The sequence below is a fragment of the Rhizobium sp. 18055 genome, from assembly GCF_902706285.1.
Lineage (GTDB): Bacteria > Pseudomonadota > Alphaproteobacteria > Rhizobiales > Rhizobiaceae > Rhizobium.
The window spans coordinates 1-405 of record NZ_CACSKD010000413.1 but is presented as its reverse complement, the minus strand read 5'-3'; the positions used below and the strand labels follow the sequence as shown (position 1 = coordinate 405).

General features: G+C 60.0%; 1 protein-coding gene. It reads left to right on the top strand.

Going from position 1 to position 405, the window contains the following annotated elements:
- Positions 1–214 (top strand): hypothetical protein (locus GVL52_RS29770; protein ID WP_160012784.1); only part of this gene is annotated, 214 nt, incomplete at its 5' end.
- Positions 215–405: the final 191 nt, after the last annotated feature.

Genomic DNA, 405 nt, shown 5'->3' with positions numbered 1-405 from the left:
GGAAATCAACGGCACCATCAACGGCCATTATGCCTACGAAAACGTCATAACCTTCAACTACGCGGGCAAGCAGGGCCGGGCGCTGGTGCTGCTCCTGAGCACCCCCAGCGGGATACTGGTGTTCGACGGGCGGGCCTACGAACAGCCCGAAGTGCGGCTGGAGCAGTTTATGCGCCTTGCCAAAGCCATTCAGCTGGCACCACCGTCATCGTAGCCCTAGGAGAAGTGAAGGCAGTAGTTGGGTTAGGCTGCAGCGAGGAAATCAATTCCTGCTTGCCAGATACTGCAAGGCCCGCTCCACGTCCTCCGGCGTGTCGATGCCGACAGTTTCCAGCGTGGTTTCGGCCGTTTGGATGCGGTAGCCGGCTTCCAGCCAGCGTAACTGCTCCAGGCTCTCGGCCAACT